The 6,449-nt window shown below is 50.5% G+C and carries 5 protein-coding genes; 2 read left to right on the top strand and 3 right to left on the bottom strand.

All coding sequences use genetic code 11. The annotated features are described in order from the left end of the window. Positions 1-178: 178 nt before the first annotated feature. On the bottom strand, positions 179-2,824 hold the full coding sequence (gene topA, locus BIZ37_RS28975; protein ID WP_107299188.1) for a type I DNA topoisomerase: 2,646 nt from the start codon (positions 2,822-2,824) through the stop codon (positions 179-181). 697 nt (positions 2,825-3,521) lie between these two features. Between topA and BIZ37_RS28970 the strand changes: the two genes are divergently transcribed. Further along, complete coding sequence (locus tag BIZ37_RS28970; protein WP_107299187.1) at positions 3,522-3,770, top strand: YciN family protein; 249 nt, start codon at positions 3,522-3,524, stop codon at positions 3,768-3,770. A gap of 109 nt (positions 3,771-3,879) precedes the next feature. Here the strand turns inward: BIZ37_RS28970 and BIZ37_RS28965 are convergent, their stop codons facing one another. Both BIZ37_RS28965 and sohB read right to left on the bottom strand, forming a co-directional pair. Next, the gene (locus tag BIZ37_RS28965) at positions 3,880-4,311 is read right to left on the bottom strand and encodes a DUF805 domain-containing protein (RefSeq protein WP_187464487.1); all 432 of its coding nucleotides are present in this window, start codon (positions 4,309-4,311) and stop codon (positions 3,880-3,882) included. Between the two features lie 26 nt (positions 4,312-4,337). Continuing rightward, positions 4,338-5,399, bottom strand: coding sequence for a protease SohB (sohB, locus tag BIZ37_RS28960; RefSeq protein ID WP_187464488.1), 1,062 nt, complete (start codon positions 5,397-5,399; stop codon positions 4,338-4,340). Between the two features lie 155 nt (positions 5,400-5,554). Between sohB and BIZ37_RS28955 the strand changes: the two genes are divergently transcribed. After that, on the top strand, positions 5,555-6,316 hold the full coding sequence (locus tag BIZ37_RS28955) for a YciK family oxidoreductase (protein ID WP_187464486.1): 762 nt from the start codon (positions 5,555-5,557) through the stop codon (positions 6,314-6,316). The last annotated feature ends 133 nt before the right edge of the window (positions 6,317-6,449 follow it).

The raw sequence follows: 6,449 nt of genomic DNA, 5'->3' as shown, positions 1-6,449 counted from the left end.
GGCATACGCTATCGCTTAAGGTGCTGGGTGCTGGGTGCTGGGTGCTGCAGGTTGTTGAAAAGGCTAGATAACGTCAAGCTCTTTCTTTGCTTTTGCTATGCCGAGGACCTAGGGCCATCTCTTCCTAGCCCCCGCTCTTCCTGCTCTCAAAAAAAAACCGCCTTGCGGCGGTTTCTTATTATTTCTCAGCTTTCTCTTTCTTCGGCTTTTTACGCTTGTCGGTAATTTCCCACTTACCGTCAATGTAGAGCCCGGTCCAGCCTGATGGCTTACCTTCGATTTCCGAACGAACGTAGTTCTCTTTGGTCTTACGGCTAAAGCGAACCACTGTAGGACGGCCATCCGGATCTTCGGTCGGCGCCTCTGTCAGGTACATGAACTTCGGCGACAGGCGATCCTTGAAGCGAACAAGCTCTTCCACCAATGGGGCACGGGTCTCGCGCGATTTCGGGAAGGTGCTCGCTGCCATAAACAGGCCGGAAGCGCCGTCACGCAGTACGAAGTAGGCATCTGGATCTTGGGAACAAGGAAGTTCTGGCAAGTGAACCGGGTCTTCCTTCGGTGGTGCAATTTCACCGTTCTTCAAGATCTTGCGCGTGTTCTTACAGTTTTCGTTGGTACAACCCATGTACTTGCCGAAGCGACCGTTCTTGAGCTCCATATCCGAGCCACACTTATCACACTCGATAACCGGGCCGTCGTAGCCTTTGAGTTTGAATTCACCTTTCTCGACCACGTAGCCGTCACAACTTGGGTTATTACCGCAAACGTGCAGTTTACGCTCGGCATCGATCAGGTAGGCATCCATCGCCGTGCTACATTTCGGACAACGCTTCTTGGCACGCAGGGCTGCTGTTTCAACATCTTCTTCCAAGACATTGACGATACCGTCCTCGTCACCCAGGTTGATGGTTGTCTTACAACGCTCTTTCGGCGGTAGTGAATAGCCCGAGCAGCCCAGGAATACCCCTGTTGATGCGGTGCGGATACCCATTGGGCGGCCACAGGTCGGACATTCAATGTCGGTCAGTACGATATTGTTCGGCTTCATGCCGCCTTCAGTTTCATCCAGCTCAGCTTTTTCTAGCTCAGAGGTGAAGTCACTGAAGAACTTGTCCAGAACCGATTTCCAGCTCGCATCGCCTTCGGCGATTTTATCGAGGTTGCCTTCCATACGGGCGGTGAAGTCATAGTCCATCAGATCGGCAAAGCTTTCATCCAGACGATCCGAAACAATCTCACCCATCTTCTCGGCATAGAAACGGCGCTGGTCGACACGCACATAACCACGATCCTGAATGGTCGAGATGATTGATGCGTATGTCGAAGGACGACCGATACCGCGTTTTTCCAGCTCTTTAACCAGTGCCGCTTCGGTAAAGCGTGCAGGTGGCTTGGTAAAGTGCTGTTTTGGCTCCAACGATTCAAGTTTGAGCGTATCGCCCACGTGAACCATAGGTAGCGTAGTGTCTTCATTCTTGCCCGATGGGCGTTGTACTTTGGTCCAACCGGCAAAGCGAAGGGTACGGCCTTTCGCTTTCAGGGTGAAGTCACCGGCTTCGACAGTAATCGTGGTCGAATCGTACTTCGCTGGCACCATCTGACACGATACAAACTGACGCCAGATCAAATCGTAAAGTTTGATCGCATCTTGTTCCATGCCTTCGAGGTTTTCCGGTTTGACATCAACGCTGGAAGGACGGATCGCTTCGTGCGCTTCCTGGGCATTACCCTTGCTACCGTAAACATTCGGGGCAGACGGTAGGTAGTTATCGCCATACTCGCTGGCAATAAATTCGCGCGCCGCTTCAACCGCTTCCTTCGACAGGTTGGTCGAGTCGGTACGCATATAAGTAATGTAACCTGCCTCATACAAGCGCTGGGCCAAGCCCATGGTGCGCTTAACGCCATAGCCTAAGCGGGTACTTGCCGCCTGCTGGAGCGTCGAGGTGATGTAAGGTGCTGAAGGCTTACTGCTGGTTGGACGGTCTTCGCGATCTTTGACCTGGAAAGCCGCTTTTTCCAACAGGGCTTTGGCCGCCATAGTATCCGCTTCGTTTTCTGGGCGGAAGGTTTTGCCAGCCTGCTGTGCCACCATCAAACGCAGGGCATCACTGCCTGCTGTTTGGGTATTGGCATGCATGTCCCAGTACTCTTCTGGGTCGAATGCCTTGATTTCGCGCTCGCGTTCTACAATCAGCTTTACCGCGACCGACTGTACACGGCCCGCAGAAAGACCACGTGCGACTTTCTTCCACAACAAAGGGGAAACCATAAAGCCGACCACACGGTCGAGGAATCGGCGCGCCTGCTGTGCATTCACGCCATCCATGTTCAGCTCACCCGGCTGCTCGAAGGCCTGCTGGATAGCATTTTTGGTGATCTCGTTGAAAACCACTCGCTTGTAACGCTCATCATCGCCGCCGATGATCTCACGAAGGTGCCACGCAATAGCCTCCCCTTCGCGGTCCAAATCGGTCGCGAGATAAACAAAGTCAGCATCTTCCGCCAGCTTCTGTAGTTCGTTGACGACTTTTTCCTTACCTGGCAGCACTTCGTATTGGGCAGCCCAATCATTGTATGGGTCGACACCCATCTTATTGATCAGCGCTTTGCGGTCTTTTTCTTTTTTAATGCGCGCTTTCTCTTCTGCGCTCAAGCCCTTGGTTGAAGTAGCCGCCGCTTTTTTACCGGTGCTGCGTGCACCAGTCGGCAAGTCACGAACGTGACCGACGCTTGACTTAACAACGAAGTCCTTACCCAAGTACTTATTGATTGTCTTCGCCTTGGCTGGGGACTCCACAATAACGAGAGATTTACCCATAATAATTCTATTACGTCCTCGTGCTCACAAAACTTAAAATTAAAACAACTAGTTGCACGCTAAAAAACTAGAACTAGCACGGCAACGCTGGTACACCAAACTGATTAAGTAACTATTTACATCGCGAAATCCAACCGGTTGAGGACAGCTCCGGATAACTAGTTACGTAATGTGATTGGTATTTACATATTGGGCTACAATCGGAGAAGGTCAACTGCTTTTTAACAAAACGAGACCGTTTGGTTGTCCCTTCCCCACTTGTTAACAGCTGGTTACGTTAACCAAATGCATAGGAAAAATGTATGCCGACAAGACAAGTTGCGGCGCGATTTTCCTCTCATTTATCCGTAAAACTGAAAACAACTCCCGCAATGGGCGCTAATCATTACCACCTCCGCAACGCTTTGACTATAAAAAACCACTATTTTTTGCCGTCGCTCACAGATTTTCGACAATTCAACGGGTTAATGCCTATTCTTTGTACCCTGATATTTTCAAGTTAGGATGACAAAAAACCGACTTGCTGAAATGCGCCTTTTTTCAAGATATAACCAGTTCCCAATAAAAATCAACAACGCCAATAAAATGACAACGGTCAGTTTGGCGCAAAATTTGTCATTGCACACCAACTCAAATACACTAAGCCACCTCTGCCGGAGAACGTACCGGCAACCTGCTGTGAGATGAGAGAGATACCATGAGCACCAAAGAAACCATTTCAACTGATGACCTGCTAATGATTGCCAACCAGCAAATCCAAGATCATGAAGGCTACATCGACGGGATGCGTGCCACCTCCGTAGAAGAGCGTGGTGGGGTACTGATTTTCAAAGGCGAGTTCTTCCTTGATGACAAAGGCCTGCCAACTGAAAAGACCACGGCAGTGTTCAACATGTTCAAATACCTGGCCCACCAGCTATCGCCAAAGTTCACCCTTGGCAAATAAGCCTCCTTTATAGGGTCATGCAGAATAAAAACAGCCCCGCTTTTGGCGGGGCTGGCTTTTTACAAGGCTATGATTTTAGGGCTATAACCCTATAGCCCTGTCGATATACTTACATATCGATAGTCATTGTCTCTTTGCCGTTATCCTTGGACTCGTTATCTGGGCGAGGTCCCGGTGCTGAAGGTGGCTCACCACGCCCTTTCGGGTCTGCGCCGAACTGGTTCGGCCCTGGTGTACCGTCCAGAATCCCCAGTTCAACAATGACGAAGATCGGACCAATCAACGGTAAGAAAGTCAGAATAATCCACCACGCACTTTTATTGCGGTCATGCAGGCGTTTGACGTTCAGGGCTGCCGAAGCCCAAAACACAAAAACGAGGACCACAATAGACAAGATATTGAGCAGCGGGTTACCCGCATTTTCCGGTGTGGAATACAAGAACACCGGCAAGGATACCAAGAGCACAGGAATGCTATAAAGCCAATAATCCCGACGGCGCATTCGCCCTTGAAACGAAAACAAGGCCCACTTTTGATCCATCGTAACCTCTCTATACTAATGGACGTTTAGACAATTGGACGCTGCCCGCGGCTGATCCATTTCAGCAGCAGGTTATCAGCCGCATCGCCAGTCGCGCCGGCAAGTTTTTCCGCTAGCTTCTTGCGCTGGACATAACGTACCTGAAGGACTTCGCGGTCCTTACAAGATGAGCTGATGTAATCGTCACTGGTGCCAATTTCATCAACCAATCCAAGCTCTAGCGCTTGCTTGCCGAACCAATGCTCACCGGTTGCCACTTTGGCAAGGTCTAGTTCAGGGCGGTGCTCAGAGACGAAAGCCTTGAACAAGCCATGGGTCTCTTCAATTTCGCTCTGGAATTTCTCACGTGCCTTGTCGGTGTTTTCACCGAACATAGTCAGGGTGCGCTTAAACTCACCGGCTGTGATTTGCTCAAACTCAATATCGTTTTTCTTCAACACTTTATTGAAGTTTGGCAATTGGGCAATTACGCCAATAGAGCCGACAACCGCAAACGGCGCCGAGATAATTTTATCGGCAACACAGGCCATCATGTAGCCGCCACTGGCCGCCACTTTATCCACTGAGATCGTCAGCTTGATCCCTGCCGCTTTTAAACGGTCAAGTTGGGAAGAGGCTAGGCCGTAGCCATGAACCATACCACCGCCAGTCTCAAGGCGAAGCAGTACTTCATCACCTTCCATAGCCACTGCAAGAATTGCCGTCACCTCTTCACGTAGTGAGGCCACTTCACGGGCATCGATACTGCCGTGAAAGTCCAGCACGAACAGGCGTGGCTCACGGGAGTGGGACAAGTCGCCTTCTTTGGCTGCTTTTTTCACTTCGTTCTGTCGCGCCTTGTGCTTTTCCTTGTCAGCTTTCTTTTCAGCTTTGTCGCGCGCCTTGAGCAACGGCTTATCAAACAAGTGAGACTCAAGCTGATGCACGGTGTGCTTGTACTGCTCAGTCAGGTCAGTGACTTCCAGTTCGCCTTTCTGGCTACCATGATGGCCTTTCACTGTTTTGGCCACCACCAGAATCGCGATGAAGGCAACAACCACCGTGGCAATCTTGGCTAGGAACAATCCATAATCAAACAAAAAATCCAATGTCGAGTCCTCATTTTTTGACATTCAACCATTGTAACCAAGTTGTCACCCATACCGCTATCGCAATATAGCCAAACAGCGTCAATATGCTCGTTTAAGCGAGCAAATTTTGGGTATACAATGGGCACACGAAAAAACCGATAAGGAAGTACACAGTGGATTATCAAATCACTGAAAACTCACTGAAAGATAGAGTTATCCTGGTAACCGGAGCGGGTGATGGAATTGGCCGCCAGGCTGCCATCAGCTATGCCGCCCACGGCGCAACTGTTATCTTGCTCGGACGCACGGTTGCCAAGCTAGAAGCCGTTTACGACGAGATAGAATCACAGGGCTACCCACAGCCAGCGATTATCCCTATGGATATGATGGGTGCGACCAAGCAAAACTACCTGGATATGGTAGAAACTATTGAAGGCCAATTCGGCCGCTTGGATGGGGTACTGCACAACGCTTCACTGCTGGGCATACTGAGCCCGTTCGACCAACTTGGCGAAGATACCTACGACGATGTCATGCAGGTCAATGTCAAAGCCCAGTTCCTGCTAACCCAAGCTATCATGCCACTGGTCAAAAAAGCTGAAGACGGCCGTATTGTATTCACCTCTTCAACCGTTGGCCATCAGGGCCGCTCATTCTGGGGGGCCTATTCAATCTCCAAGTTTGCCACCGAGGGCATGATGCAGATTCTGGCCGACGAAATGGCCAATACCAATGTCCGCGTCAATGCCATCAACCCAGGCGGCACACGCACCGGTATGCGGGCCAAGGCCTTCCCTGCGGAAGACCCATCCTTGCTGAAAACCCCGGAAGAGATCATGCCGTTGTACCTCTACTTGATAGGCCCAGAAAGCAAAGACGTTAACGGCCAGTGCATTGACGCCCAGCCAAAGCGTAAGCCGGGAGCGGCTAGCTAAGCGATTTACCTGCGACAGATAACAAAAAAGCAGCCAATGGCTGCTTTTTTTATTCGGTTTCAAACCGGCTTATTCGCCAGTACACGCTATTTGCGGGTACGGGGCTTGGCTGGCTTGTTCTTCAGCGGGTTAC

Source organism: Photobacterium sp. BZF1 (genome assembly GCF_014349205.1).
Classification (GTDB): Bacteria; Pseudomonadota; Gammaproteobacteria; order Enterobacterales; family Vibrionaceae; genus Photobacterium.
The sequence above is the reverse complement of the archived record's forward strand: the minus strand, read 5'-3'. Positions and strand labels throughout refer to the sequence as shown.